The sequence below is a fragment of the Mycobacterium sp. AMU20-3851 genome (assembly GCF_043974665.1).
Taxonomy (GTDB): domain Bacteria; phylum Actinomycetota; class Actinomycetes; order Mycobacteriales; family Mycobacteriaceae; genus Mycobacterium.
Genome location: NZ_CP146371.1, coordinates 80154 through 106283, shown reverse-complemented (window position 1 = coordinate 106283; position 26130 = coordinate 80154). Strand labels below are relative to the sequence as shown.

At 69.1% G+C, this 26130-nt stretch carries 24 protein-coding genes; 9 read left to right on the top strand and 15 right to left on the bottom strand.

The features are described from left to right. The first annotated feature begins 4 nt into the window (after positions 1 to 4). Positions 5 to 1387, top strand: coding sequence for an aspartate aminotransferase family protein (locus V4U86_RS00510; RefSeq protein ID WP_395309367.1), 1383 nt, complete (start codon positions 5 to 7; stop codon positions 1385 to 1387). Here the strand turns inward: V4U86_RS00510 and V4U86_RS00505 are convergent, their stop codons facing one another. Next, positions 1388 to 1858, bottom strand: a complete 471-nt coding sequence (locus V4U86_RS00505; protein WP_395309366.1) for an acyl-CoA thioesterase — start codon at positions 1856 to 1858, stop codon at positions 1388 to 1390. Positions 1859 to 1894: 36 nt separating this feature from the next. Between V4U86_RS00505 and V4U86_RS00500 the strand changes: the two genes are divergently transcribed. Continuing rightward, entirely contained in the window at positions 1895 to 2374 is a 480-nt protein-coding gene (locus V4U86_RS00500; protein ID WP_395309365.1) for a peroxynitrite isomerase, read from the top strand. Beyond that, positions 2371 to 3606 carry a lipase LipE gene (lipE, locus tag V4U86_RS00495; protein ID WP_395309364.1) on the top strand — a complete coding sequence of 412 codons (1236 nt, stop codon included), beginning with the start codon at positions 2371 to 2373 and terminating at the stop codon, positions 3604 to 3606. The genes V4U86_RS00500 and lipE overlap by 4 nt, the downstream gene beginning before the upstream one ends. 25 nt (positions 3607 to 3631) lie before the next feature. Here the strand turns inward: lipE and V4U86_RS00490 are convergent, their stop codons facing one another. The 7 genes from V4U86_RS00490 to V4U86_RS00460 are packed head-to-tail and all read right to left on the bottom strand — an operon-like array spanning position 3632 to position 9682. Then, positions 3632 to 4063 (bottom strand): hypothetical protein, encoded by a 432-nt coding sequence (locus V4U86_RS00490; protein WP_395309363.1) that lies wholly within the window; start codon positions 4061 to 4063, stop codon positions 3632 to 3634. A 21-nt stretch (positions 4064 to 4084) separates the two neighbouring features. Beyond that, on the bottom strand, positions 4085 to 5284 hold the full coding sequence (locus V4U86_RS00485; RefSeq protein ID WP_395309362.1) for an FAD-dependent monooxygenase: 1200 nt from the start codon (positions 5282 to 5284) through the stop codon (positions 4085 to 4087). Beyond that, on the bottom strand, positions 5281 to 6267 hold the full coding sequence (locus V4U86_RS00480; protein ID WP_395309361.1) for an amidohydrolase family protein: 987 nt from the start codon (positions 6265 to 6267) through the stop codon (positions 5281 to 5283). Before V4U86_RS00480 ends, V4U86_RS00485 begins: the two co-directional genes overlap by 4 nt. Then, a complete protein-coding gene (locus V4U86_RS00475; RefSeq protein ID WP_395309360.1) occupies positions 6264 to 7010 on the bottom strand; it encodes an ABC transporter ATP-binding protein in 747 nt (248 codons plus the stop codon). The genes V4U86_RS00480 and V4U86_RS00475 overlap by 4 nt, the downstream gene beginning before the upstream one ends. Before the next feature lie 16 nt (positions 7011 to 7026). Continuing rightward, positions 7027 to 7806, bottom strand: a complete 780-nt coding sequence (locus tag V4U86_RS00470; protein WP_395309359.1) for an ABC transporter permease — start codon at positions 7804 to 7806, stop codon at positions 7027 to 7029. Continuing rightward, positions 7803 to 8633: an ABC transporter permease gene (locus V4U86_RS00465; protein WP_395309358.1), complete on the bottom strand. Its 831-nt coding sequence runs from the start codon at positions 8631 to 8633 to the stop codon at positions 7803 to 7805. The genes V4U86_RS00470 and V4U86_RS00465 overlap by 4 nt, the downstream gene beginning before the upstream one ends. Beyond that, positions 8630 to 9682, bottom strand: a complete 1053-nt coding sequence (locus tag V4U86_RS00460) for an ABC transporter substrate-binding protein (RefSeq protein ID WP_395309357.1) — start codon at positions 9680 to 9682, stop codon at positions 8630 to 8632. Before V4U86_RS00460 ends, V4U86_RS00465 begins: the two co-directional genes overlap by 4 nt. A gap of 106 nt (positions 9683 to 9788) precedes the next feature. On the opposite strand from V4U86_RS00460, the gene V4U86_RS00455 reads away from it, so the two are divergent. Continuing rightward, positions 9789 to 11447, top strand: a complete 1659-nt coding sequence (locus V4U86_RS00455; protein WP_395309356.1) for a helix-turn-helix domain-containing protein — start codon at positions 9789 to 9791, stop codon at positions 11445 to 11447. 4 nt (positions 11448 to 11451) lie between these two features. Here V4U86_RS00455 and V4U86_RS00450 read toward each other — a convergent pair whose 3' ends face one another. Further along, entirely contained in the window at positions 11452 to 11871 is a 420-nt protein-coding gene (locus V4U86_RS00450; protein ID WP_395309355.1) for an SRPBCC family protein, read from the bottom strand. Between the two features lie 70 nt (positions 11872 to 11941). Between V4U86_RS00450 and V4U86_RS00445 the strand changes: the two genes are divergently transcribed. From V4U86_RS00445 to V4U86_RS00435, 3 genes are all read left to right on the top strand, one after another. After that, positions 11942 to 13132 (top strand): acyl-CoA dehydrogenase family protein, encoded by a 1191-nt coding sequence (locus V4U86_RS00445; protein WP_395309354.1) that lies wholly within the window; start codon positions 11942 to 11944, stop codon positions 13130 to 13132. Next, positions 13095 to 14270 carry an acyl-CoA dehydrogenase family protein gene (locus V4U86_RS00440; RefSeq protein WP_395312267.1) on the top strand — a complete coding sequence of 392 codons (1176 nt, stop codon included), beginning with the start codon at positions 13095 to 13097 and terminating at the stop codon, positions 14268 to 14270. The genes V4U86_RS00445 and V4U86_RS00440 overlap by 38 nt, the downstream gene beginning before the upstream one ends. Before the next feature lie 93 nt (positions 14271 to 14363). Beyond that, positions 14364 to 15875: a multicopper oxidase family protein gene (locus V4U86_RS00435; protein WP_395309353.1), complete on the top strand. Its 1512-nt coding sequence runs from the start codon at positions 14364 to 14366 to the stop codon at positions 15873 to 15875. Here the strand turns inward: V4U86_RS00435 and V4U86_RS00430 are convergent. From V4U86_RS00430 to V4U86_RS00415, 4 genes are read right to left on the bottom strand one after another with little or no spacing between them, the layout of a single operon-like run. After that, positions 15860 to 16495: a response regulator gene (locus V4U86_RS00430; RefSeq protein ID WP_395309352.1), complete on the bottom strand. Its 636-nt coding sequence runs from the start codon at positions 16493 to 16495 to the stop codon at positions 15860 to 15862. The two genes, V4U86_RS00435 and V4U86_RS00430, sit on opposite strands and share 16 nt — an antisense overlap. Next, positions 16477 to 17556, bottom strand: a complete 1080-nt coding sequence (locus V4U86_RS00425) for a sensor histidine kinase (protein WP_395309351.1) — start codon at positions 17554 to 17556, stop codon at positions 16477 to 16479. The genes V4U86_RS00430 and V4U86_RS00425 overlap by 19 nt, the downstream gene beginning before the upstream one ends. A 4-nt stretch (positions 17557 to 17560) precedes the next feature. Continuing rightward, complete coding sequence (locus tag V4U86_RS00420) at positions 17561 to 18784, bottom strand: CaiB/BaiF CoA transferase family protein (protein ID WP_395309350.1); 1224 nt, start codon at positions 18782 to 18784, stop codon at positions 17561 to 17563. A gap of 39 nt (positions 18785 to 18823) precedes the next feature. After that, positions 18824 to 19918, bottom strand: a complete 1095-nt coding sequence (locus V4U86_RS00415; protein WP_395309349.1) for an FAD-dependent oxidoreductase — start codon at positions 19916 to 19918, stop codon at positions 18824 to 18826. A gap of 70 nt (positions 19919 to 19988) precedes the next feature. Here V4U86_RS00415 and V4U86_RS00410 point away from each other — a divergent pair, with 70 nt between their 5' ends. After that, positions 19989 to 20795, top strand: a complete 807-nt coding sequence (locus tag V4U86_RS00410) for a thioesterase family protein (RefSeq protein ID WP_395309348.1) — start codon at positions 19989 to 19991, stop codon at positions 20793 to 20795. Here the strand turns inward: V4U86_RS00410 and hrpA are convergent. After that, a complete protein-coding gene (gene hrpA / locus V4U86_RS00405) occupies positions 20792 to 24700 on the bottom strand; it encodes an ATP-dependent RNA helicase HrpA (protein WP_395309347.1) in 3909 nt (1302 codons plus the stop codon). The genes V4U86_RS00410 and hrpA overlap by 4 nt on opposite strands. Positions 24701 to 24776: 76 nt before the next feature. Here hrpA and V4U86_RS00400 point away from each other — a divergent pair, with 76 nt between their 5' ends. Beyond that, positions 24777 to 25241 (top strand): hypothetical protein, encoded by a 465-nt coding sequence (locus V4U86_RS00400; protein WP_395309346.1) that lies wholly within the window; start codon positions 24777 to 24779, stop codon positions 25239 to 25241. Here V4U86_RS00400 and V4U86_RS00395 read toward each other — a convergent pair. Next, positions 25202 to 26104 carry a mycobacterial-type methylenetetrahydrofolate reductase gene (locus V4U86_RS00395; RefSeq protein WP_395309345.1) on the bottom strand — a complete coding sequence of 301 codons (903 nt, stop codon included), beginning with the start codon at positions 26102 to 26104 and terminating at the stop codon, positions 25202 to 25204. The genes V4U86_RS00400 and V4U86_RS00395 overlap by 40 nt on opposite strands. Between the last annotated feature and the right edge of the window lie 26 nt (positions 26105 to 26130).

The window sequence follows — 26130 nt, the reverse complement described above, 5'->3', positions numbered from 1 at the left end:
CGATATGACTGTCACCGAAGAGTCGACCTTGCTGCCCAACGGATTGACCGTTGACGCGGCCCGCGCCGAATCGGCCCGCGCCTACGAATTGGACCGCACGCACGTGTTCCATTCCTGGTCCGCGCAGGCCGAAATCACCCCGATGACGATCTCGGCGGCCCAGGGGTCCTACCTGTGGGACGGCGAGGGCAACCGTCTGCTGGATTTCTCCAGCCAGCTGGTCAACACCAACATCGGGCACCAGCACCCGAAAGTTGTTGCCGCCATTACCGAACAGGCCGCCAAGCTGTGCACGGTGGCCCCGCAGCACGCCAACGCGGCGCGCTCGGAGGCGGCCCGGCTGATCGCCGAGCGCACCCCCGGTGAACTGAACAAGATCTTCTTCACCAACGGTGGTGCCGACGCGGTCGAGCACGCGGTGCGGATGGCCCGGTTGCACACCGGCCGCTACAAGGTGCTGTCCCGATACCGGGCCTACCACGGCGGCACGGACACCGCGATCAACCTGACCGGTGACCCGCGCCGCTGGCCCAATGACCGCGGCAACGCCGGCGTGGTGCACTTCAACGGGCCGTTCCTGTACCGCTCGTCGTTCTACGCCGAGACCGAGGAACAGGAATCGGCGCGCGCGCTGGAGTACCTGGAGAAGCTGATCCAGATGGAGGGCCCGTCCACCATCGCCGCGATCATCCTGGAGTCCATCCCGGGCACCGCGGGCATCATGATCCCGCCGCCCGGATACATGGCCGGCGTGCGCGAGATCTGCACCCGGTACGGCATCGTGTTCATCGCCGACGAGGTGATGGCCGGGTTCGGTCGCAGCGGAAAGTGGTTCTCCATCAACCACTTCGACGTGGTCCCGGACCTGATGACGTTCGCCAAGGGCGTCAACTCCGGCTACGTGCCGCTCGGCGGTGTCGCGATCAGCCCGGAGATCGCCGAGACGTTCGCCCACCGCGCCTACCCCGGTGGTCTGACCTACTCCGGTCACCCGCTGGCCACCGCCGCCGCCGTCGCCACCATCAACGCGATGGAGGACGAGGGCATGGTGGACAACGCCGCCACGGTCGGTGCCGAGATCATCGGCCCCGGTCTGGCCGCACTGGCCGACAAGCACCCCAGCATCGGTGAGGTGCGCGGCACGGGCGTGTTCTGGGCGCTTGAGCTGGTCAAGGACCGCACAACCCGGGAACCGCTGGCCGCCTACGGCGGGTCCAGCCCGGCGATGAACGCGGTCATCGCGGCGTGCAAGGCCGGTGGCCTGCTGCCGTTCGCGAACTTCAACCGCATCCACGTCGTGCCGCCGTGCAACGTGTCCGCCGACGAGGTGCGTGAGGGTCTGGCGATCCTGGACGCCGCGCTGGATGTGGCCGACGCCGCGCTGTAGTCAGTTCAGCAGCAGGGACGACAGACGGTCCCGCGCCTCCTCCGGGATCGGCGCGGGACCGTTGTCGTCCAGCACCACCAGCACGGTGTCACAGACACTGACACAGCTGTCCCCGACGAACAGTGCCGTCGACACGGTGAACGAGGTCCGCCCGAGCCGGCCGATGCCCAGGCCGGTCTCGATGGTCGCCGGCCAGAACACCTCCTCCAGAAAGTGCACGGCATTGTTGGCGGTCACCAACCGGACGCTGCGCACCGCGGGCTGATACACCCCCGGGAACGTCACCTGGTTGAACTCGGCCCGCGCGTTCTCGTGCATCGATTCCAGGGCGAGGTTGTTCACATGCCCGTTCGCGTCCACATCCGCGTACCGGGCGATGGCGCGCCCGGTCTGCGGGTACAGCTTCTTGGACAGCCGACCGGGATGGGGACGGCCGATCACCGGGACCAGATCAACATCAAGCTGCGTCATAACCGCGTCAGTACACCACGCCGTAGGCTGACCAGGATGGTCGACCTACACCCCGGAATCGCCGTACTTGCCCCGCTGCTGGGCACCTGGTCCGGACCCGGCGCCGGTGAATATCCCACCATCGAACCGTTCGGATACACCGAGACCGTCACGTTCGGCCACGTCGGGAAGCCGTTCCTGGCCTATGCGCAACGCACGAAAGCCACCGATGACGGCCGGCCGCTGCACGCCGAGACCGGTTACATCCGCGTCCCCGAGCAGGGCCGGGTGGAATGGATGCTGGCACACCCCACCGGCATCGTGGAGATCCTGGAGGGCACGCTGAGCTGTGACGGTGCGCTGAGAATGCAGCTGCAGTCCACCATCGGGCGGTCCTCGTCGGCCAAGGAGGTCACCGCACTGACCCGGACCTTCACCGTGGACGGTGACGAACTGAGCTACACCGTGCAGATGGCCGCGGTCGGTCAGCCGCTGCAACACCATCTGGCCGCCACCCTGCGACGGGATCCGTCATGAGCACCGACGGCCGCATCCGGGTGCCCGCCGACCTCGAATCGGTCACCGCCCGCGGGGCCGAGGATCACTCCGACATCGATCCCGCAGCCGTCGAACGGATCTGGGACGCCGCCCGGCACTGGTACTCGGCCGGGATGCAGCCGGCCATCCAGGTCTGCCTGCGCCGCAACGGCGCGGTCATCCTGGACCGTGCGATCGGCCACGCCTGGGGCAACGGTCCGGGTGATCCCGTTGACGCCGAACAGATTCCGGTCAGCACCGAAACCCCGTTCTGCGTGTACTCGGCCGCCAAGGCGATCACCACCACGGTCACCCACATGCTGGTCGAGCGCGGCGCCTTCTCGCTGGAGGACCGGGTCTGCGACTATCTGCCCGGCTACACCAGCCACGGCAAGGACCGCACCACCATCCGGCACGTGGTCACGCACAGCGCCGGGATCCCGTTCGCCACCGGTCCGCAGCCCGACCTGAAGCGGATGGACGACAGCGACTACGCGCGCGAGATGCTGGGCAGGATGAAGCCGGTGTACCGGCCCGGCCTGGTGCACATCTACCACGGGGTGACCTGGGGTCCGCTGATGCGCGAGATCATCTCCGCGGCAACCGGACGCAGCATCCGCGACATCCTGGACGAGGAGATCCTCGCCCCGCTCGGGTTCCGCTGGACGAACTACGGGGTCGCGGCCGGCGATGTGCCCAAGGTGGCGCCCAGTCACGTCACCGGTAAACCGCTGCCCGCGCCGATCGCCAAGGCGTTCAAGCTCGCCGTCGGCGGCACCCCGCAGCAGATCATCCCGTTCTCCAACACGCCGGAATTCCTGACCGGCGTCATCCCGTCGTCCAACACCGTGTCCAACGCCCACGAACTGTCCCGCTTCGCGGAGATCCTCTGCCGCGGCGGCGAACTCGACGGGGTGCGGATCATGTCACCGCTGACCCTGCGGGCCGCCGCCACCGAGGCACGCCGGCTGCGGCCCGACCTCGCGGTCGGACTGGCACCGATGCGCTGGGGCACCGGATACATGCTCGGCGCCAAGCGGTTCGGACCGTTCGGCCGCGACGCCGAGGGGGCCTTCGGGCACACCGGCCTGACCGACATCGCGGTGTGGGCGGACCCGCAGCGGGCGCTGTCGGTGGCGGTGGTCAGCAGCGGGAAACCGAGCGGGCACCCGGAGGCCAAGCGCTATCCGGCGCTGCTGAGCCGGATCAACGCCGAGATCCCGCGTGTCTAGCTGAGCGTCTCGCCGTGGGCCCATTTCACACCGGCAGCGGTGCGTTCGCCGAGTCCAGGTGTTCCACAGTGGTGAAGACCAGGTCGGTGTCGCCGACGTTCTCGATATCGTGAAGCAGGAACTCGCCGGCGGCGAACGTGAAATGCCGGGTCTCACCGGCGCCGTAGGACACCTCGCGGGTGGTGCCGTCGGAGGTGTGCTGACGGCTGCGGCCGGCGTTGACCGCCGTCCAGAAGTAGTCCAGCACGTGGCGGTGGGCGTGCCAGCGTTCACCGGGTGCCAGCCGGATCTCCCACACCCGGACCCGCTCGTTCTGGCTCAGCAGCCGGGAGCCGACGTAGCCGTCATGGGAGTAGGCGTCGAACTCGGCGCGCAGCTCGTCGGTCCAGCCCTCGAAATCGGTGGCGATCAGGGTGCCCGCCAGCGGGGCGTCGGTGAGGAATTCGGTATCGGTCATCGGTCGTCTCCTTGTGGGTGATCAGTGGCCGGGGCCGTAGAGGCCGAACCGGTTGTCGGGGTCGCCGGGCACCCAGGTGCAGTCCACCTGTGAGCGGGTGCCCATCTCCTTGACCCGGCGCATCAAGCTGTGCGCGAGTTCGAGCTGTCCGGGCTCCCATTTGGCCAGTGCTTCGGTGATATCGGCGCTGTCGGACAGGGCGGCGTACAGTGCCCAGGCGTTCGCGGCGGCCTTGGCGGTGCCCGCGGCGGCGTGCGGGCGTGCGGCGCTGGCCGCATCGCCGATGAGGGCGACCCGACCCGTCGCCATCTGTTGAGCCTGCACGTCGTAGACCGCCTGCAGGTAGGGCTGTTCGGTGCGCAGCACCACCTCGGCCGCCGCGGGAGCCAGCAGTTCCGGTGCCGCCGCGCGCATCTCGTCGATGAACCGGTCCTGCACCTGGCCCGGGTGCAGGGACACCCCGGCCAGGAAGCCACGCTTGTCGGTCATCAGCTCGTCGAGCTGGTGGCCCTCGGTGACGTTGCGGTACCAGACATAATTCAGCAGCCGCTCCCCCACCCCGAGGCCACCGTCCCCGGACGGGATCGGGTACACGTTGATGTGGGTGTACGGCGCGACGCTGTAGCTGATCGCGTCGTGCAGTAGGTCGAAAGTCGCGGCACTGACCTGGCTTTCGGGGACGGTACCGCGCCAGCCGACATAACCCGAGTACTCCAGGGCGGATCCGGGTGAGATGCGGCGCCGGCTCGGCGAACTGATCCCGTCGGCGAACACCACCAGGTCGGCCCGCTCGCGCCGGCCCGAGGTGAATCGCACCTCGGCACCGTCGGCATCCTGGTCGTATCCGGCCGCGTACTCACCGAGGTGGTAGTGCGCGGTGCCGAAATCCGACAGCAGCGCACGGTAGAACGTGCCCCAGGACGTGTAACTCCACGGTGCCGGGTCCCGGTGCAGGATCTCATTGTCCGGGCCCAGATACTGGACGAAATGTGTTGATGTGCTGACGTTCTCGGGGTGCTGATCACTGCACTCCACAAACCACCGCAGGGTGTCCGGCTGCAGCACGATCCCGCCGCCCCGCCCGTCCAGCGAGGTGGGCGTGCGCTCGTACACGTCGACGTCGAAACCCAGCCTGCGCAGCAGCAGCGCGGTCGTCAGCCCTCCGATCGAGCCGCCGATCACCAGCGCCCGGTGACCGGACCAATTCTTCGCCTCGCTCATGCTGTCTCTCCTGCGTTCTCCAGCCCGAGGAACGCCCGGGCGTTGGTCTCCAGTGCGGCGTCGTCGATGCCGACCGCGCGTGGAAGCCACAGCGGGTCGTGGGTTCCCATGTCGAACGGATAGTCGCTGCCGCACATCAGGTGGGCGGGGTCGGACTGGGCGCGCAGCAGTTCCAGCGCGGCCACGTCATGGGTGAGGGTGTCGAACCACAGGTCGGTGAACGCCTCCCGCGGCGCCCGGCCGTTCGCGGACCGCACGTCGGCGCGCTGGTTCCAGCCGTGCTGCCAGCGGCCGACGATCGCCGGGGCGCATCCGCCGCCGTGCACCAGCACGATTCGCAGCGTGGGCAGGGCGTCCAGCACACCGCCCAGGGTCAGCGCGGCGGCCGCCGTGGCGGACTCCACCGGGTTGCCGATCAGGTTGGCCAGATAGTACGAGGACCATTCCGGACGGGGCAGCTGCATCGGATGCACCAGCACGGCCATATCGTTCTCGGCTGCGGCGGTGAGGATCTCCCGCATCGGGTCGACGTCGAACGATGCCGTGCCCAGCAGCGGGGGTACCGCGATACCGCGGATCACCGATGCCGAAGCCATCGCCTCGATCTGTTTGCGGGCAGCGTCGGGGTCGTGCAGTGTCACCAGCCCCAGCCCGAGTAGCCGGTCCGGATTGTCACGGCACACCTTCGCCAGCGCACCGTTGAACTCGCCGACGAAGTCGTCCACACCGTCGGCGTGGGCAACGGGAAAGGCGAACGGCGGTGCCGACAACACCCGGGATCCCAGGCCGGCCGCGTCGGTGTCGGCGAGCACCCTGCTCACGTCGCTCATCGCGCCGGTCTGGATGGACAGCGCAAGATCGCCGAGGCAGAGCTCGCCGTCGCGGTCGCGCAGCGCGGGCAGCGGCGATCCGGGGGCCAGCCCGAACAGTTCCTGCGGCAACCAGTGTGCGTGGACGTCGATGGGACCGGGGCGCAGGCTCACGATGCCACTCCCATGGCTTCGAGCGCCTCGAACCGGGCCAGCACCTCGGCCTGCAGCACCGCGACGGCGGGGTCTGAGGCCCGGCGGGGCCGGGGCAGGTCCACGTCGATGATCTCGTGCACACGGCCGCCGGGGGCCAGCACCACGATGCGGTCTGACAGTTGCACCGCCTCGGTCACGTCGTGGGTCACGAACATGACCGTTCGGCGGGATTCCAGCCAGATTCGTTCCAGGTGTTCGCGCAGGGTCCGCGAGGTCATCGCGTCGAGGTGACTGAACGGCTCGTCCATCAGCAGCACATCGGGTTCGACGGCGAAGGCCCGCGCGATCCCGATGCGCTGCTGCTGCCCGCCGGACAACTGGGCCGGGAATCGGTTGGCACAGTGGCTCAGCCCGACCAGATCGAGGTAGTGCTCGGCCCGCTGCTGCCAGCCGTCACGTTCGTGCTGGACGAAGCCAAGGTTGGCCATCACGGTGCGCCACGGCAGCAGTCTCGGGTCCTGGAAGACATAGCCGACGCGGGCGTCGCGCCCGCCGGACCGTAACCGCACACTGCCCGAGGTGTGCGTCTCGATGCCGGAGACGATGTTGAGCAGCGTGGTCTTTCCGCTGCCCGACGGGCCGACGACCGAGACGAAGGTATCGCCGGTGATGGTCAGGTCGATCCCGTCGATCACGCGGGTGACATCGCCGCGTCGGTCGGTGAATTCCTTGACCAGGTTCTGGATCTCGATGGAAGCCATGGTTGTGACTCTCTTTCTAGGCGGTGCGCCAGCGGGTGGCGTAGCGCTCGATGGGACCGAGGATGAGCAGGTCGGCGACGACCAGCAGCAGGATGAAGACCAGCACCCAGGCCAGGAAGCCGTCGAGCTGGTTGGCGTCGTACCAGTAGCGCGAACGCCACCCGACACCGGAGGTCGATCCGAACCACTCCGCGAGCAACAGGCCGTTCCACGCGCTCATGATCGCGAAACGCACTGCGGCAACGGTTGATCCGGCCACCGCCGGCGCCACGATCTCCCGCAGCACCCGGGTGCGGGACACTCCGAACGCCCGCGCCATCAGGATCAGGTCGGCCGGTACCGCCCTGGTGGCCTTGGCGATGTTCACGACGACGAACGGCAGTCCGGACAGGAACACCGTCACCACCGGGGTCAGCCATCCGAAACCGAACCACATGGTGGTCAGCAGCGCCCAGATCACCGCCGGGATCGCCAGTGCGGCCGCGTTCAGGTCGGAGAAGGCAAGGTCGGCAATCTTGGACAGTCCCATCAGCACGCCGATGACCGCGCCGAGGACCAGCGCCCCGACGAGCCCGAGCAGGAACCGGTTCATACTGACGGCCAGGTTTCCCCACAGCTCACCGATGGCGGCTTCGGCGCCGAGGCGGCCGATGGTGTCGGCCAGTGACGGCACCCGGTTGCCGACGATGACCGCCAGCTGCCAGGCCCCGACGATGGTCGCCAGTGCGGCGAGAACCGCAGCGGCGGCGGTGCCCTGGCTGCGCAGTTGGCGCTGCCAGGAGGTGAGGGTGGTCATGCGATTTCCTTCCGCCAGGCGAAGAAACGGTTCTCCAGATGGGCCAGGCCACGCTCGATCAGCACCATCGCGATGATGAACAGTGCGGTCCAGGCGAGCATGTCGTCGACCTGGAATTCCTGGTAGGCCTTGCGGATCATGAATCCGACTCCGCTGCTGGCCCCGAACACCTCGGTGAGTGCTTCGACCTTCCACGCCATCGCGAATCCGTAACGCACGCCGGCGAATACGAAAGTTGTCAATGCGGGTAGGTAGAGGTGGCGCAGGATGTCGGACCTCCGGCGTTCGAACGCGTTGCACATCGCCAGCAGGTTGCCGTCGACCGATCGCACCCCTTCGGCCACGTTCATCGCGATGAACGGGGTGGCCACCAGAGCCGAGACCACGATCGGACCGCCGGCGCCCACACCGAAGATCAGCAACCCGAAGACCGCGTAGGTCAGGCCCGGCATATTGCCGAGTACGAACAACGGCAGGGAGAAGTAGGACGTCATGAACTTCGAACGGCCCATGGCGAAGCCGATGATCAGCCCGGCCACCATCGCGATGGCGAAACCTGCGGCGATCTTGCCGATACTGGCCGCGAAGTTAGTCACCGCCTCCCCGGAGACGATGATGGCCAGCACCCGGTCGGCGACGTCGGCGGGGTTCGGCAGGATCGGGTCGTCGACGATGACCGCGGCCAGCGCCCACAATCCGACCGCACCGATCAGCGCGAGCCCGGACACCAGCCAGCGTCGGCTTCCCCATGGTCGGTGGACGGCGGTTCGTGGCGGTGCGTCGCGCGGTTCGCGCTGAGCCGGCCGCGCCGTGACGGTCTGGGTCACTGGTGGACTCCTTCTGCTGGCAGGAACTGGGGATCGGTGATGTCGTCGCCGATCACGCCTGCGGTGCGCATCAGGTCGAAGATCGAGCTCTCGTCATCGGCCCACTTCTGGTCGAAGCGAACCTCGTCGACCACCCAGTCGTGTTCGGCGACATAGTCCTTCATGAACTCGATATCCTCCGGGGTGGATACGGCGAAGTGCTGTGGGTAACGCTCGATCATGGTGTCGCGGTGCTGTTGCCACTCCCGCAGGCCGCGGTCCCACAGATCCAGGAAGGCCGACACCTCGCCGGGGTGGCCCTCGACCCAGTCCTTGCGGGCGACGAACACGTTGCCCATCGGCCCGTCGTGTCCCGGTGCGTTGAGTTCGGCGAACAGATCAGCCGAGGACTTGCCGTCGTAGAGCGGTCGCACCGCGCCGCTGCGCAGCTCCCGCGCGGACAGGTCCGGGTAGCAGATGCAGGCATCGATCTCGCCGCGCGCCAACAGGTTCGACAGGTTCTGGATATCCGCGACAACGATGTCGAAATCGGCAGGGCCGCCGTCACCGTCCACGAGTTGCATATCGTGCATCTGCTTGACCAGCGCGCTCCACACCAGCGTGCCCGACACCGTGGTGAAGACCCCGAGCCGGCGCCCGCGCAGATCTTCCAGCGACTGGGCGGGGTCGTCGGCGCGGACCAGGAGGCGACTGCGCTCGGCGTTGTAGCGCCCGATGATGACGGTCTCTCGCTGAGTCTGTTCCTCCAGGCCGGGCACCTCGAAGGAGGCCGAGGAGATGATGTCGGCGTGCCCGCCGGCGAAGAGGCCGAACTCGTCCCAGGTGGCGCTGGTCTCGATGGTGTAGCCGGTGTCGCGCTGCCATTCGTCAACGATGCCGGCGTCGTGCATGTAGTCCCAGATCGGGTCGGGCGCGAAGGTGAAGCGGATGACACCCTCCTGGGCGGAGCGCGAGGACGCGGGCCCGCCGAGTCCCGCCGAGCATGCCGTGGTCATGGCCAGGACGGCGGCGGCCATCAGGGCCACCAGAGCTTTGGCAGTTCGGCGCATCGGCACTCTCCTCGAACGGTCTTCTGTGACGGTGATCACGAGAACACGATGCTCGTCGCTGCATCGATGAGGCAATGTCGTCGCACACACACTTAAGCTGGCAGTTATGTCCAGCGCAACACACCCGCACGGCGATCCGACGTTGGAACGCTGGTTACACGCGTTGGCCGGGATCGGCGAGGCCGTCGGCGGCGACGAGCCCGTCACCGAGTTGCTGGATCGGGTGGCGCGGACCGCGTGCACCCTGCTCGGTTACGACTTCTGCGCGGTGTTCCTGCCCGATGCCGCAGGCACCGCGCTGACCATCGTCGGCTCGCACGGCCTGTCCGGGGAGTACATTGCGCAGGTCAACGCCGACCGCCCGATCCTGCTCGATGTCCACGGTGAGCACGAGGCGCCGACGAGCATCGCGTTCCGTACCGGCGAGGTGGTGACCCTGCAGGACATCGAACTGGTACCCGAGTTCAGCTGGGGCGGGGTGGCCCACGAGCAGGGCTACCGGGCGCTGATATCCGTGCCGCTGCGCCGGGCCGGTGCGATCGTCGGTGCGCTCAACGGTTACCGCACCGGGCCGCACCGCTTCGATGCCGCCGAGGTCAGCCTCGTCACCACGCTCGCGACGCAGGTGGCGATCGCCCTGGGCACCGCACAATTGCGGGCCCAGGAGCAGGCCACCATCCGGGAGCTCCGCCGCGCCGAGGAAGTGCACGGTCTTCTGATGGCCACCGCGCTGCGCGGCGAGGGTGTTGCCGGGGTGGCCGACGCGCTGGCCGAGCTGCTCGGCCGCGCCGTGTTGATCGACGAGGTCCAGGGCGGCGATATCGGTCCCACCGTGACGCCGGTCGATGATCACTGGGAATCCGGGGTGGTCCTCGACGGCACGGTGGTGGCCCGGATCCAGATCGCCGGGCAGCGTGCGCTGACGGCACTCGATGTGCGTGCGGTGGAACATGCCGCGGTTGTCACCGCGCTGGAGCTGCTGCGGGCCCGCACCGCGGCCGAGGTGGAACAGCGCCTGCGCGGTTCACTGCTCGCCGATCTGCTGACCGCGGACGTCACCGATGCCTCGCTGCTGGACCGGGCGCGACGTCTGGGCTGGGACCTCTCCGGCGCCCAGACGCTGATCACCGTCCGCTGGCCGGAACCTGAACGCGCCGAACGGATTCTCGCCGTCACCGACCGATTCGCCGCCGATATCACTCCCCGCCCGCTGGCCGCGTTGTTCCGCGGCGACCTGGTGCTGGTGTGCTCAGCGGAATCGCACTCGGACGCTGCGGAGTTGGCCGGCACGCTGGTGGGCATCCTGTCGGCCTCCGGTGCCGCCGAGTTCGCGGTGGCCGCGGTGTCCGCCACCGGCACTGTGGACGACCTACCCGATGCCTACCGAACATTGTGCGGTGCAATGAATCTCGCGGCCGACGCCCAGTCGACGACGGTGATCGACATGGCGGATGTGACGATCGACCATCTGCTGTTGCAACTCGACGACCCGCAGCGGCTGCGCGCGTTCGCGCGCACCGTGCTGGGCCCCGTCCTGGAGTACGACCGGACCCGGCACACCGAGCTCATCCACACCGCTCGCGTGCACCTGGAACACAGCCTGGATCGCCGCGCCACCGCGAATGCCCTTCACCTGCACCCCAACACCGTTGCCCAGCGGATCAGACGCCTGGAGGAACTGACGGGACTTCAGTTGTCCCGGCCGCCGGATCTGCTGCGGCTCACCTCGGCGCTGACGGTCGCCCGGGTCGCGGCGCTCGGCTGACAGGTCAGGCCCGCGAAGCGGCCCGCACCAGCAGCCGCAGCAGCACCTGCCCGATGCCCGCGAGCGGGAGCTTCACCAGCGGAAACGTCGCGGTCGAGGAGATCGTGTACTCGATCCGGGTGCCGGTTCCCGCCGCACTGAGCCGGACCTCGCCGGCGTAGCCGGGGAACGGGGTGCCCGACAGCGCCTTGTATCCGAACACATGCGGTGCGTCGAAGGTGGTCACCTCCTCGACGATGTCCGGCCCGGGGCCCGGGGTGCTGATCCGGCGGACCGCGCCCACCCCGTTCGGGTCCGGTGTCCCGGGCGTGCCCAGACTGACGGTCAGGCCGGGCGCCCAGGTGGCCATCCCGCGATGATCGGTCAGGACGGCCCACACCGTGTCGATCGGGGCGCTGACGGTGGCGTTCGCAGTGACATGCATGGGCCCATCTTGCCCACCGGTTGGTAGACCCGGATACGTGACGGCGATCACTGCTGCCTATGGTGGCCTGATGAGCACCGTCACCGATGCGGACCGGGTCGCCGACCTGGCCCGGAAGGTCGTGGCCGACCACGACCCGAAGAAGGTACCGATCCCCGAATTCCTGACGGCGAGCTATGACGCCGGCCTGGCCTGGGTGCATTTCCCCGAGGGGCTCGGCGGCCTCGGGGTGTCCCGCGGGCTGCAGGCCGTCGCGGACGGCATCCTGCAGGGCGCCGGCGGGCCGATGCCGCTCGGGCTCAACCCGATGGGATACGGGATGGCCGCGCCGACGGTCCGCGAACACGCACAGTCCGACGAACTCAAGAAGTTCTGGCTGCGGCCACTGGCCAGCACCGAGGACATCTGGTGCCAGCTGTTCTCCGAACCGGGCGCCGGATCGGATCTGGCCGGGCTGGCCACCTCGGCCGTCCGCGACGGTGACGACTGGGTGATCAACGGGCAGAAGGTGTGGACCAGCCTCGCCCACCGGGCCCGCTGGGGCCTGCTGCTGGCCCGCACGAACCCCGATGTGGCCAAACACAAGGGACTCACCTACTTCGTCCTCGACATGCACGCCCCCGGCGTCGAGACCCGGCCGCTGCGCCAACTCACCGGGCAGGCCGAGTTCAACGAGGTCTACATCACCGACGCCCGCATCCCGGACGCCCACCGGCTCGGCGACGTGGGCAACGGCTGGGCGGTGGCGATGACCACCCTGATGAACGAGCGCAGCGCGCTCGGCGGCAGCGGTAGTAAGCGCGGCGCGGGCACCATCGCCGAGGCCGTCGGACTGTGGGCGGCACGCCCGGACCTGCAGACACCGGTGCTACGCGACCGGCTGACCCAGTTGTGGCTGCGGTCGGAGGCACAGCGGCTGACCGCGCAGCGCTCCCGCGCGAGTGCGACCGTCGGTGGACCCGGGCCCGAGGGCTCGATCGGCAAGCTGGTCGGCGCCGAACTGAATCAGCACATCTACACGTGGTGCATGGATCTGCTTGGGCCGGAGGGCATTCTGTACCACACCTACGAACAGGACCGCGATGACGACGGCGACTGGCGCGGCCCCATCCAGCAGCGGTTCCTGCGCAGCAAGGCCAACACCATCGAAGGCGGGACATCGGAAGTGATGCGCAACATCCTGGCCGAACGGATCCTCGGTCTGCCCGGTGATCTGCGTGCCGATGCCGGCATGCCGTGGAAGGAGATCCCGCGTGGCTAGCGAATTCGAATTCAGCAGCGAGCAGGGCCAATTGCGCGATGCGGTGCGCAAGTTCAGTGCCGACAACTTCGGCGAGGCCAAGGCCCGCATCCAGATGGAGTCCGAGCCCCGCTATGACCGAAAGGTCTGGCAGCGCCTGGGATCCGAGCTGGGCGTCCTGGGTCTGTCGGTCCCCGAGGCCGACGGCGGCGTCGGCGGCACGCTGGTCGATCAGGCGATCGCGGTCGAGGAACTCGGCGCCGCGCTGGCGACCGGACCGCTGTTCGGCACCGTGTACCTGACGATCCCGGCGTTGGTCGCCGCATCGGGTGGGGCGGTTCGCGACGAGCTGCTGGCCGCGCTGATGGAGGGCACCCGCACCGCCGCATTCGCGGTACCCGATCGTGCCGGCGCTTTCGATCCGGCCGCCGTCACGGTGACCGGCACCGATGCGCTCACCGGCACCGTCGCCCGGGTGGTCGACGCCGATGCCGCCGACGAACTACTCGTTGCGGCAACGGGTCCCGACGGGGTCGCGCTCTACGCCGTCGATGCCACCGCGGCCGGAGTGCAGCGCACCGGCCTGGTCACCCTGGACCTGACCCGCCCGCAGGCCACCGTCGAACTCACCGACGCCCCGGCCCGGCTCATCGCCGGACCCGACGAGGCCGAACGCGTCATCTCCCATGCACTGCAGGTCGGTGCCGCGCTGCTGGCGGCCGAACAGATCGGCGCCGCACAGCATCTGCTGAACCTGTCGGTCGAGTACGCGAAATCCCGGCTGCAGTTCGGCCGCCCGATCGGGTCCTTCCAGGCGGTCAAGCACCGACTGGCCGAGGGCATGGTCGATCTGGAGCACGCCCGCTCGGCCACCTACCACGCGGTGTGGGCGCTCGGCGACGGCTCCGATGATCCGGCGCTGGCGGCGAGCATCGCCCAGGCGCTGGCCTCGGCGGCCTTCTCCCGAATCGCCACCGACACCATCCAGGTGCACGGCGGTATCGGGTTCACCTGGGAACACCAGGCGCACCTGTACTTCAAGCGGGCCACCACCGATGCCGCCCTGCTGGGCAGCGCGGAGGCACACCGGGATCGGATCGCCACCTTGGTGCTGGACACCGCCGAGGCGAAGGCACCGCGGGTGGCGACCGGCGTGTAGCAGGCTTCGGCCAACCGCACAAGGTCCGGCCGGGCCGGAATCTGCGGCCTCACGGCCGATTTCCGCCGCCGCGCCGAGCTGAAGACTCGTGGGGTGCCATCGCTATCCCGCCGTCAGCTGCTGTTCGGCCTCGCCGCCACCCCATTCTTCCTGAGCCTCGGGTGCTCGCGCACCGCCGCCGCACCAGCATCGACCACATTCGGCTCGACCCGCCCGCTCCCGATCCCGCCCCTGGCCGATGCCACCATCGGCGCGGACGGCACCCGGACTTTCACCCTGCGGGCGATGGCCGGGGAGACCGAGGTGCTGCCCGGAGTGCGCACCGCCACCTGGGGTTTCAACGGATCGATCCTCGGGCCTACCCTGCGGGCCCGGCGCGGCGAAGCGGTAGCGGTCCATGTCGAGAACACGCTGGCCGAGCCGACCACCGTGCACTGGCACGGTATGCACGTGCCCGCCCGGTGCGACGGCGGCCCGCACCAGACGGTGCCGGCCGGCGGCCAGTGGCAGCCCCGCTGGCAGATCAACCAACCCGCCGCGACGCTCTGGTATCACCCGCATCCGCACGGCGCCACCGAAAAGCACATCTACCGTGGGTTGGCCGGGATGTTCCTCATCGACGACGATGTGCAGACCGGTCTGCCCCAGGACTACGGCGTCGACGACATCCCGCTGATCATCCAGGACCGCCGGTTCACCGCGGGCGGTGCGCTCGACGAATCCGACCCGACCGACATCGGTCTGCTCGGCGACACCATCGTCACCAACGGCATCGCCGGAGCACACCTGTCCGTGAGCACCGAGCGGGTCCGGCTGCGCATCCTCAACGGGTCGGGTGGGCGCCTCTACAACCTGGGCTTCGACGACGGCCGGGTCTTCCACATCGTCGCCGGCGACGGTGGTCTGCTCGCCGCACCGGCACCGGCGACCCGGGTCCAGTTGAGCCCGGGTGAACGCACCGAGATCGTCATCGAGTGCATGCCCGGAGAATCCGCTGTCCTGCAGTCGTTCCCCATCGAGGGTCGGGCGGGCCTGGATGCCGAGGAGGCCCGCCGCTTCGGTGTCGGTGACACCTTCACGATTCTGCAACTGCATGCCGAGCAGGATCTGCGGCCGATCGGCGCGCTCCCGGCCACCCTGGCCACGCTGCCCGGGCTACCGGATGAGGCGGGCGCCGTGCGGCGCGAGTTCGATCTGCAGTGGTTCATGATCAACCGGACCCGGATGGACATGAACCGCATCGACTTTCACGCCACCGTCGACACCGACGAGATCTGGACGGTGCGCAATGTGGACAACTGGCCGCACAACTTCCACGTGCACGACACCCAGTTCCGGATCATCGACATCGACGGCGCACCACCGCCACCGCAGCTCGCCGGGTTCAAGGACACCGTGTACACCCCACCGGGGCAACGTATCCGGCTCGCCGTCCGGTTCTCCGACTACACCGATCCGACCTGGCCCTACATGTATCACTGCCATCTGGCCCTGCACGAGGATCAGGGCATGATGGGTCAGTTCCTGGTGTTGAATCCCGGTGAACAGCCCGCCGGACCGCCGGCGATGCCGGCGACGCCGATGGAGGGTCACGCCATGCGCTGATACCCGTACACCGCGAGTTGCACCCGGTTCTGCGCGCCCAGCTTGTCCATCAGGTTCGCCACATGCGTCTTGACCGTCGTCACTCCCAGGTGCAACCGGTCGGCGATGTCCTGATTGGACAGTCCCTCGACCACCAACGGCAGCACCTCCGCCTCCCGCGCCGTCAACTCGACCGGGTCGGGCCGTTCCGGACCGCGCGTCTGCACGGCCCGGGATACCAACCGCTGCAACAGATGCGGCGAGAAGACGAACTCACCGTCGGCCGCGCGCCGCACCGCGGCGAGGAGCTCGGCGGGATCGGTGTCCTTGACCAGGAAGCCCGCGGCGCCGGCGGCCAGCGCCGGATACAGGTGATCGTCATCGTCGAAGGTGGTGAGCACCAGAATCTTCGACTCGGGACGGGCGGAGAGCACCTGCCCGGTCGCGGTGATCCCGTCCACCCCGGGCATCCGGAGATCCATCAGGATCACATCGGGCTGCAGTTCGGCGGCCAGTCGCACCGCCGCCATGCCGTCGGCCGCCTCGCCGACCACGTCGATATCGTCGGTCGATTCACACAGCATGCGCAGACCGGCCCGGATCAGGCGCTGGTCATCGGCGATCAGGACACGGGTAGCCATGCCCGCACCTCCCAGCCCCGGTCGCTGCGGCCGGCGGTCAACCTGCCGCCGGCGATGTCCATCCGCTCCGACATGCCGATGACCCCGAGACCGCGCTGCTGCTCGTCCGCCCCGACGCTGTCGACTCCGATCTCCACACCGCCGTCGCGGCGCGCGATCACCACTGCCACCGGCCCGGCTGGATCGGCATGCTTCATCACGTTGGTGAGCGCCTCCTGCGTCACCCGCAGCACGGTCAGCCGGGCCATCGCGTCCAATCCGGTGATATCCCTGTCGATCTCGGCGCGCACCGTGAACCCCGCTGCGCGGGTGCGCTGTACAGCGGCCTCGACCTCGTCCCAGAGCGCGTCGGGTTCCACCATCGCCACCTCGTGCAACGCCGGGTCACGCAGGGCGGCCTGCCAGCGCCGGATGTCGGTCAGCGCATCGGTTGCGGTGCGGTGCACATCGTCGAGGACCTCGGTGACCCGCGGATCCGCGTCGCCGAGAACGTGTTCGGCGACCCCGGTGCGCAGCGCTATGGACGCCATGTGGTGGGCGACCAGGTCGTGCAGTTCGCGGGCCATCGCGCCCCGCTCCTGGGCGCGGATCTGCGATTCCGCGGCGGCCCGGATCTGGCGCTGGCTGCGCAGGTAGAGCCCGAGCAACAACGGGAGCCCGAACGCCGCGAGCACGGTGGTGATGTCGGCGGCGCTCCAGCGTTGTGCGTGATCATCGAGGGCGACGCCGAGCACCAGCGCGGTCAGCCAGCCGACCGCTCCGAGGGCGACCACACCGTTGCGCGCGGTGCGGGCCGTCAGCTCGGCCAGGGCCACCGCCGGGAGGTAGGGCACCAGGCCGGACAGTCCCCACGCCTGAGCGGCGAACATCGGCACGGCGAGCGCCGACAACACCAGCGTCACGGCCAAGGGCCGCCGGCCTCCGACCAGGAAGACCACGGCCGCGGTACACGCCAGCACCCAGTAGGAGGCCGAGACCCGGAACTCACCGGGAAAGGTGCTCACCGCCAGGAGCACCGGCGTCAACAGCAGCGGCGCGCTCCGGAGCAGGAGGGAGTGCACATGCTCAGGCTATCGCGCCGGAGTCCTTCAGTTCCTCGATGCGATCCCAGTCCAGGCCGAGCTCCATCAGCACCAACTCGGTGTGCTCGGAGGCCTGCGGCGCCCGGGTGGTCTGCAGCGGTTCGTGGTTGAACTGCACCGGGCCGCGCACCACCTTGAACGGCTTGCCGTCGGAGCCTTCGACCTCGGTGACCATATCGTTGGCCAGCGCCTGTTCATCGCTGCCGAGGTCGACCAGGCTCTGGAACGGGGCCCACTGCCCCTTCATGGTCTTGAGGTGTTGGCGCCAGTAGTCGAACGGCTTGCTGCGGATCGCGTCGGCGATCAGTTCGACTGCGGCCGGGGCATTCTCGATCAGCGGTAGCACGTCGCTGAAGCGCGGATCGTCGGCCAGTTCGGGCAGCCCGAGGTGCTCGAAGGCGTCCCGGATGTAGCCGGTGGGGCTGACGATGCACAGATTGATGGTGCCGCCGTCCGACGTCAGGTAATTGCCCAGGAACGGGTTGACCGACGGGCTGGCCGACTCCGGCATCAGTGAACGCATCGTCTCGCCGGACTCCATGCCCTGGGTGACGCTGGCCCCGGCCGCCCACCACGCGGTGCTCAGCAGGGACACGTCGAGTTCGACGGCCTCGCCGGTGCGCTCCCGGTGGAACAGTGCCGCCGAGATCCCGCCGGCGATGTTCATCCCGCCGATGGAGTCGCCGAACGCCGGGATGCCTTGGGACAGTGCGCCGCCGATCTCTTCCGGGGTGAGCGCATGGCCGACACCGCTGCGGGTCCAGAACGCGGTGCCGTCGAAGCCGCCGGTATCGCGCTCGGGTCCCTTGTCACCGTAGGCGCTGCCGCGGGCGTAGATGATGTTCGGATTGACCGCCCGGATGTGGTCGACGTCGAACTTGTTCTTCTGCCGCTGCGCCGGCATGTAGTTGGTCAGGAACACGTCGGCGGTCTTGGCGATCTCGTAGAGCACCTCCTGCCCGCCAGGGGTGGAGACGTCGATGCCGACGCTGCGCTTGCCGCGGTTGGGGTGCTCGATCAGCGGGTGCCGGTCCGGGTCCATCTGGAAGCCGCCCATGTTGATGAATCCGCGCTGGGTGTCGCCGCGCACCGGGTGTTCGACCTTGATGACGTCGGCCCCCCAGTCCGCCAGGATCGCTCCGGCCGCCGGGACGAAGGTGAACTGTGCGACTTCCAGGACGCGCACGCCCTGCATGACCTTGCTCATACCGCCGACCGTACCGTACTGCCGACGGTAACGAGCCTGTCATTCCCGGATCCCCCGGTAGATGCCACGTTTGACGATCCAGGGCTGCAGCACATTCCGCACCGACCAGGCCGGGAATCGGAACACCTGCCCGGATGGCGCGAACACTTCCAGGCCGTCGGGCTGTGCTCCCAGCACCGAACCCCACCGGGCCCCGGGCGGGTTGTAGGCGCGCAGTGGCCTGCCTGCCGCATGGGCGCGGATGTTGCGGGCCAGCAGCCCGTCGGCACGACTGCGCGCCGATGCGCGCAGTGGATCGGTGGCCGCGACGTCACCGATCGCGAACACCTCCGGGTGTCCTGGCACCTGCAGTTGCGGTGTGACACGGACGAATCCGCTCTCGTCGAGCAGGTCGGCGGGTAACCAACCGGTGTTGGGGCGCACCCGCCCGACGGCCCAGATCACCGCGTCGGCCTGCACCGCAGGCTGACCCGTCGACCACTGCACCGGACCGCCGGTGATCTCGTCGTGCGACTCCGGCAGGACGGCCCGGTGACCGGGGTGCAATGCCACCCCGTGACGCCGCAGCCGGTTCTCGACACGACGCCAGACCCGTCGATGATGTTGCGGCAGTGCGTGTTCGCCGGGGTAGTACAACCCGACCCGCGTACCGGGCAGGGCGGCGGCGAGGTTTCCGGCGGCACTCACCGCCGCCGCGCCTCCTCCGATCACCGCGATGGTCCCGGCGGCCGCGAGCTGCCGGTGCACCGCGTCCAGGTCGGCGTCGATCTCTTCGGCGGTCTGCCAGTGCGGCCGACGCCAGAACCCGTTGCTGACCCCGGTGGAGATCACCAGGATGTCGTAGGGCTCCCGCACAACATCGCCGGCGCACTGCACGCTGACAGCTCGGCCGTCGAGGTCGAGCCCGGTCAGGGTGCCGTGCACCGTGCGCACCCGGTCCAGTCCGCGGAACCGTTCGAACCCGGTCCAGTAGTCGCGGGCCCACTCCTGCGGCCGGGCCACCCGCACGCCGAGTTCCTGACCGCTGAGCAGACCGGGCTTGGCCGATACACCGGTCACTTCGAAGTGCCGGGCCAGCTTGACGGCGGTCAGCACCCCGGTGTCGCCGAGACCGGCGATCAGCACACGCTGCATGGTTCCACTCTGCCAGCCTCGGTAAGTCTTGCGGTTGCCTTTTCGATAGCCGGGCTCATAACCTCAGCCGGTGACCGACGCCTACTACGAACTGCTGGACGCCGACGATCCGCGCGGCGAACGGTTCGCCGCCTCCGATCACGTCATCAGCACCTGGTCGGCCGATATGCAGAATGCCGCGCCGGTCTCGGCACTGCTCGTGCGTGCGTTGGAGCACTGCCAACCGCGCGCCGATGCCCGGCTGACCCGCGTGGTCGTCGACCTGCTCGGCCCGGTCCCGATGGCCGGCCCGCTGTGGGTACGGGCCGAGGTGATCCGGCCCGGCAGCAAGATCGAACTGCTCACGGCCCAGATGCTGGCGGTCGGCCCGGACGGCGCACCCCGGCCGGTGGCCGAGGCCCGGGCCTGGCGGTTCGGGGAGCACGACACGGCCGACCTCGTGTTCACCCCGGCCCCACCGTTGCGGCCACGTGCCGAGGCCAAGCCGCGGCCGGTCAATCCCGAACTCGGGCAGACCTTCATCGACACACTGGACTGGCTGTGGCTCAACGACGTCCTCAACAGCGTGCCCGCCGAGTGCTGGGTGCGCCCGAAGGTCGACCTGGTCTCCGGCGAGACGGCCACCGGAGTGCAGCGATTGTTCAGCGTCGCCGACATCGCCAACGGTATGGGCTCCCGGATGGACGTGCGCCGCTGGACCTTTCTCAACACCGACCTCACCGTGCACCTGCACCGGGCGCCGGAAGGTGACTGGTTCGGCATCCGCGCCGAAACCCATTACGGGCCGGACGGTGTCGGCGCCTCGGTGGCGACCCTGTTCGACGAATCCGGGCCGGTGGCCGCCATCCAGCAGGCCCAACTGGTCCGCCGGCGCTAGGAGATCGCCGCGATCGCCTTGTAGATGCGCTGCTCGCTGACCGGGCGCGGAGTACCCAACTGCTGCGCCCACAGGCTGACCCGCAGTTCCTCGATCTGCCAACCGATGTCGGCGACGTCGGCTCCGGCGGCACGGGCCGGGGTCAGCCCGCGCACCAGGTCGTCGTAGGCATCCTCGACCGCGTGCACCCGCTCCATCCGTTCCCGGTCCGCGCCGAGGCCGTGCGGCAGCCGCTCCAGCCGCCGCTCGACGGCCATCAGGTAGCGGGTCAGATCGGCCAGCCGGCTCACCCCGGTCACGGTCACGAAGCCCTTGGGCAGCAAGCGATCCAGCTGCGAACGGATATCGGCCACCGCGTCGGCCTGGGCCGTCGTCGGCCGATCCGGGATGGCGACCTGCGCCTCGTGCGCGGCGGTCAGCACCTTGGCCACCCGGCCGGCGACATCGCGGGTCGTGGCCGGCAACGACTTGGCCAGCCGGGCCGCCAGTGCATCGAATTCCGGTTTGGTCCAGCTGGTTTCGGTGATCAGTGCGTCCGCCGCAGCATCGGCACAGTCCTCCAGCAACGCGGTCAGGCTGCCGTCCGGGTTGGCGTTCAGCGTCAACCGGACCCGCATGTCCAGGCCCCGCTCCACCGCCTTCACCGGCGAGGGCACCGTCAGCCTCAGCAGCCGGCGCAGCCCGGGCTTCATGGCCGCCGTCTGCTCGGCCTTACCGGCGAACACCGCCACGTCCACCCCCGTCCCGGCGTCCACGAACGCCGGGAACCCGCGCACCATGTGTCCACCGCTGAGTTGCTCGACGGTGCGCGGCAGCTCGGCCAGATCGTCCGGCCAGGCCCGCAGGCCGGTGCGTTCCCACTCCCCCGCCACCGCCTCGGCGACGGCCTTGCGCACCGGTGCGGCCAGCCGGTCCTGTAGCCCGGCAAGGTCTTTGCCGCGGGCCACCTCGGTGCCGTCGGCGGACTCGACGGCGAAGGTCACCCGCAGATGCTCAGGCACCTTGCTCAGGTCGAACGCCTCCAGCGGCACCACCACCCCGGAGCGCCGGCGAAGTTCCCGTGCGATCTCCGACAGCAGCGACCCGGCGCCCGGATCCAGATCGTCGAGGATGGCCCGCGCGGTGTCCGGTGCGGGCACGAAGTTGCGGCGCAGGTCCTTGGGCAGCGACTTGATCAGCGCGGTCACCAGCTCCTCGCGCAACGCCGGTACCTGCCAGGCGAATCCGTCCCCGCCGATACGGGTCAGCACCTCGACCGGGACGTGCACCGTGACACCGTCGTCGGCGGCGCCCGGCTCGAAGCGGTAGGTCATCGGCAGCGCGAGGTCCTCGGTGCGCCAGGTGTCGGGATGCTCGTCGCCCTGCTCGCTGCGCAACAACTCGGCGCGGGTGAAGGTCAGCAGGTCCGGGGTCTTGTGCCGCTGCTTCTTCCACCACGAGTCGAAGTGCCGCGCCGAGACCACCGTCGCCGGGATCCGCGCGTCGTACAGCGCGAAGAGCTCGTCGTCACCGATCAGCAGGTCGCGGCGCCGCGCCCGCTCCTCCATCTCCTCCAACTCCGCGCGCAGCGCGGCATTGTCCCGGAAGAAGTGGTGCCGGGTCTGCCAGTCACCCTCGACCAGCGCGTGCCGGATGAACAGGTCGCGGGCCACCTCCGGATCGATCTGCGCGTAGCCGACGGCGCGGCGCGGCACCAGCGGCAGGCCGTAGAGGGTAACCCGTTCGAAGGCCATCACCGCCCCGCGCTGCGCATTCCAGTGCGGCTCGCTGTAGGTGCGGGCCACCAGATGCCCGGCCACCCGCTCGATGGATTCCGGTTCGATACGCGCCGCGGTGCGGCCGAACAGCCTGCTGGTCTCCACCAGGTCGGCGACCACGATCCAGCGCGGCGGCCGCTTGGTCAGCACCGAGCCCGGCGCGAGCACGAACTTGGTGTTGCGCGCGCCGCTGTACTCGCGGGAGTCGCGACCCTTGAGATCCTCGCGTAACCCGATGTGCGACAACAGGCCCGCGGCCAGCGCGGCGTGCACCCGGGCCGGGTCGGCCGGTTCGTCACCCTCCCGGATGCCCAGATCTCCTGCGATGCTGCGCAGCTGCCCGACCAGGTCCTGCCATTCCCGGATCCGCAGGTAATGCAGGAACTCCTCGCGGCACATCCGCCGGAAGGCGCTGCCGGAGCGTTCTTTCCGTTGCTCGCGCAGGTACGTCCACAGGTTCAGGTAGGACACGAAGTCGGAGTTCTCGTCGGCGAAGCGGGCGTGCTTCTGCCGGGCGGCCTCCTCCTTGTCCACGGGGCGTTCCCGCGGGTCCGGGATGGACAGCGCGGCAGCCAGGACGAGCACCTCGCGTACACAGTTCTCGTCCTCGGCGGCCAGGATCATCCGGCCGATCCTCGGGTCCAGCGGCAGCCTGGCCAACCGCCGCCCGACATCGGTGAGCGCACCCGAGGTGTCGAAGGCGCCGAGCTCCTGCAGGAGCTGCACCCCGTCGCGGATGCTGCGGGCGTCCGGTGGGTCGAGGAACGGGAAGTCGCTGATGTCACCGAGTTTCAGCGCCGCCATCTGCAGGATGACCGCGGCCAGGTTGGTGCGCAGGATCTCCGGATCGGTATAGCGGGGCCGGGATTCGAAGTCCTCCTCGGAGTACAGCCGGATGCAGACGCCGGGCGCGGTACGTCCGGACCGGCCGGCGCGCTGTGCGGCCGATGCCTGCGAGATCGGCTCGATGGGCAGCCGCTGCACCTTGGTGCGGCGGCTGTACCGGGAGATCCGCGCGGTGCCCGGGTCCACCACGTACCGGATGCCGGGAACCGTCAGTGAGGTCTCGGCGACGTTTGTGGCCAACACGATTCGCCGGCGGTGTCTGCTGGGGGTGAAGACCTTCTGCTGTTCGGCGGTGGCCAGCCGGGCGTACAGCGGCAGCACCTCGGTGCCCTGGTCGACGAGCCCGCGCAGCGCGTCGGCGGTGTCGCGGATCTCGCGTTCCCCGGACAGGAACACCAGCACGTCCCCGGGTGGTTCGGCCTCCAGTTCGGCGATGGCGTCGACGATCGCCTCGGTCGGATCGCGCAGCTCGGTGCGCACGATCTCGTGGTCCGGATCGTCGGGGTCCTCGGAATCAGCGGAAACGACAGGCACTTCCAGTGGCCGGTAGCGGATCTCGACCGGATAGGTGCGCCCGGACACCTCGACGATCGGCGCGGCCACCCCGTCGACGGCGAAGTGTGCGGCGAACCGCTCGGGTTCGATGGTGGCCGAGGTGACGATCACCTTCAGATCGGGCCGGCGCGGCAGGAGCTCACGCAGGTAGCCGAGCAGGAAGTCGATGTTGAGGCTGCGTTCGTGGGCCTCGTCCAGGATCAGGGTGTCGTAACGCAGCAGCCGGCGGTCCCGCTGGATCTCGGCGAGCAGGATGCCGTCGGTCATCAGCTTGATCAGCGTCGAGTCGCTGGCCTGGTCGGTGAACCGGACGGTATAGCCGACCGTCGACCCCAGCTGGGTGTCCAGTTCGTCGGCGATCCGCTGGGCCACCGTGCGCGCGGCCAGCCGGCGCGGCTGGGTGTGCCCGATGGTGCCGCGGATGCCGCGGCCCAGTTCCAGGCAGATCTTGGGCAGCTGGGTGGTCTTGCCGGAGCCGGTGGCGCCCGCGACCACCACCACCTGATTTCTGGTGATCGCGTCGGCGAGTTCGGCGCGACTGTCGGTGACCGGCAGGTCCGGATAGCTGATCTGTGGAACGGCGGCCTGCCGGGTGAGCACCAAGGCCTCGGCGGCGGTGATCTGCTCGGCGATCCGGTGCAATTGTCCGGGCCCGGCCTGCTTGAGCCGACGGCCCAGCCGGGAGGCGTCCCGGTAGGTCAGTCCGTCCAACCGGTTACGCAACGCACGGATGGAGGGATCGGACACTCACGCAAGGATAGGCGGTTGACCATCCGCCCCGCGCGGGTGCACGCTCGAGGTCTCGACGTCGGTGGAGGTGTCCATGCCCGATCTGTTGGAGACCGATTACTTCGGGGCGCTGCTGCGTGACTGCCTGCCCGCCCGAGCCCCCCTGGCACGCGCGGAGTTTCCGCGGCTGCTCACCGACGATGTCCGGTTGCACGTGCTGGCCGGCCGGGTGGCCGCCGCGGAGTGGGGCCGGGCCGAGACGCACGCCGCGGTGACCGTGACGGCCACCCATGTGGTCGCGACCGAGCACGGGCTGCTGGTGGCGGCCACCGTGACGGCCCCGGGAGCACACCAGCCGCGTCATTACCTGGCCACCCCGCACAGCCTGTTCGACGAGATCGCCGACCGGATGCACGATGCGGCGCTGCCGCCCGGGTACGCGGCAGCCGACTGCCGCCTGGACCACGACCTCACCTCGATGTGGCAGTTCGAGGCGGCGCTGCGCAGGATCCTGGAGGACTATCCGGTGCTGGAGTTGGAACTCTCCGGCGCCCAGTAGCCGAGCATCTCGGCGAAGGTGTCGAATGCCGGTTTGGAGGGGCCGTAGGCCGCCTCGAAGTGCACGCTGAGCGGGAAACCCAGCGCGCCGACCCCGTCGATGACCCGCTTGTACAGGTCCAGCATCTGCTTGCGTTTCTCCGCCGGCTCCAGGGACGCGAGCCGGCCGACGAACTCCTGCTCGGCGGCGACGGCCGCGTTACCGGGATCCTGGATCAGCCAGTTGATCAATCCGACCTTGGCCTCCAGCTTCGGCACGAACCCGAAGGACAGCAGGATCTCCGGGCGGTGCTCGGTGGTGCGGGCGAACTCGGTGAGGAACCCGACGATGGCGTCGGAGTACAGCAGCTGGGTCATGCCGTAGGTGGCGCCCCGGTCCAGCTTGAACCGGAACCGGCCCTGCTCGCCGTCGCGGGTCGGGATCAGGATGACGCCGCGGTTCGGTACCAGCGTCGCGAAGGTCGACAGCGCGTCGGTGGGTGCGACGCCGCCGCCCTCACCGTCCTTGAGGGTGCGCGGCACCCCGACGAACGCGATGCCGTCGAAGTCGGCGGCGCCCAGTTCGGTCAGCCGGCCGCGCAGGGCCGACTCGTCCAGGAACGAGGTCACCTGGGTGCACAGCCCGCGGGACTCGGGCAGTTCGGGCCGGATCAGCGACCAGTACTCCAGCACGTCCATCTTGGGTTTCATCTCGATGGGACGGTCATCGTCCTCGTCGATCATCCCCGGGATCATGATGTGGCCGATGCCGACGCCCGTCTCCTGCGACAGGGCGCGGACCTTGACCGCCTCCTCGACGGCATACTGAGCACCCCGTTCCACGTTCGGGGGGACGAGTTCCAGCGCGACGGTGTTCAGCGGCACGAACGACACCCTAACGACACCGTGCC

Excerpts from the sequence above, each read along its gene's own strand:
- V4U86_RS00475 (WP_395309360.1), bottom strand. The coding sequence starts at position 7,010 with ATGGCTTCCATCGAGATCCAGAACCTGGTCAAGGAATTCACCGACCGA.
- lipE (WP_395309364.1), top strand. The coding sequence starts at position 2,371 with ATGAGCACCGACGGCCGCATCCGGGTGCCCGCCGACCTCGAATCGGTC.
- V4U86_RS00400 (WP_395309346.1), top strand. The coding sequence starts at position 24,777 with ATGCCCGATCTGTTGGAGACCGATTACTTCGGGGCGCTGCTGCGTGAC.
- V4U86_RS00445 (WP_395309354.1), top strand. The coding sequence starts at position 11,942 with ATGAGCACCGTCACCGATGCGGACCGGGTCGCCGACCTGGCCCGGAAG.
- V4U86_RS00420 (WP_395309350.1), bottom strand. The coding sequence starts at position 18,784 with ATGAGCAAGGTCATGCAGGGCGTGCGCGTCCTGGAAGTCGCACAGTTC.
- V4U86_RS00415 (WP_395309349.1), bottom strand. The coding sequence starts at position 19,918 with ATGCAGCGTGTGCTGATCGCCGGTCTCGGCGACACCGGGGTGCTGACC.
- V4U86_RS00455 (WP_395309356.1), top strand. The coding sequence starts at position 9,789 with ATGTCCAGCGCAACACACCCGCACGGCGATCCGACGTTGGAACGCTGG.
- V4U86_RS00485 (WP_395309362.1), bottom strand. The coding sequence starts at position 5,284 with ATGAGCGAGGCGAAGAATTGGTCCGGTCACCGGGCGCTGGTGATCGGC.
- V4U86_RS00500 (WP_395309365.1), top strand. The coding sequence starts at position 1,895 with ATGGTCGACCTACACCCCGGAATCGCCGTACTTGCCCCGCTGCTGGGC.
- V4U86_RS00470 (WP_395309359.1), bottom strand. The coding sequence starts at position 7,806 with ATGACCACCCTCACCTCCTGGCAGCGCCAACTGCGCAGCCAGGGCACC.
- V4U86_RS00490 (WP_395309363.1), bottom strand. The coding sequence starts at position 4,063 with ATGACCGATACCGAATTCCTCACCGACGCCCCGCTGGCGGGCACCCTG.
- V4U86_RS00505 (WP_395309366.1), bottom strand. The coding sequence starts at position 1,858 with ATGACGCAGCTTGATGTTGATCTGGTCCCGGTGATCGGCCGTCCCCAT.
- V4U86_RS00510 (WP_395309367.1), top strand. The coding sequence starts at position 5 with ATGACTGTCACCGAAGAGTCGACCTTGCTGCCCAACGGATTGACCGTT.
- V4U86_RS00450 (WP_395309355.1), bottom strand. The coding sequence starts at position 11,871 with ATGCATGTCACTGCGAACGCCACCGTCAGCGCCCCGATCGACACGGTG.
- V4U86_RS00430 (WP_395309352.1), bottom strand. The coding sequence starts at position 16,495 with ATGGCTACCCGTGTCCTGATCGCCGATGACCAGCGCCTGATCCGGGCC.
- V4U86_RS00440 (WP_395312267.1), top strand. The coding sequence starts at position 13,095 with ATGCCGGCATGCCGTGGAAGGAGATCCCGCGTGGCTAGCGAATTCGAA.
- V4U86_RS00460 (WP_395309357.1), bottom strand. The coding sequence starts at position 9,682 with ATGCGCCGAACTGCCAAAGCTCTGGTGGCCCTGATGGCCGCCGCCGTC.